Origin of the sequence: Corallococcus praedator (assembly GCF_003612125.1) — a bacterium.
GTDB lineage: Bacteria > Myxococcota > Myxococcia > Myxococcales > Myxococcaceae > Corallococcus > Corallococcus praedator.
Genome location: NZ_RAWI01001296.1, coordinates 1 through 406 on the forward strand (window position 1 = coordinate 1; position 406 = coordinate 406).

The 406-nt window shown below is 52.7% G+C and carries 1 protein-coding gene; it reads left to right on the plus strand.

Annotation, left to right across the window (positions count from 1 at the left end; genetic code table 11):
• Positions 1-29 precede the first annotated feature (29 nt).
• On the plus strand, positions 30-406 hold a 377-nt coding region (locus D7Y13_RS44155), incomplete at its 3' end, for a phycobilisome rod-core linker polypeptide (protein ID WP_244222505.1).

Consider the following 406-nt stretch of genomic DNA (forward strand, 5'->3'; position numbering starts at 1 on the left):
GTCTTGAAGACTGCGCCGACGCGAACGATATGCTGGAGCTGATCAATGCCGCCTACCGCCAAGTGTTTAGTGAGCATTTGATTCTTCAGTACAATCGCCAGCAGAATCTAGAGTCGCAACTGAAAAATCGATCGATCACTGTGCGTGACTTCATTCGCGGACTGGCAAAATCCGAAACGTTCCGCCGTTTGGTGGTCGATCCAAACTCGAACTACCGCGTCGTCGAACTTTGCCTCAAGCGGTTGCTTGGTCGCGCTCCCTACAGCAAAGACGAAGAGATCGCCTGGTCGATCAAAATTGCTACCTTGGGCTGGGGTCACTTTGTTGACGCGCTGATCGACAGCGAAGAATATCAGATTAGCTTTGGCGATACGACCGTGCCCTATCAGCGCCGCCGCTACAAGGA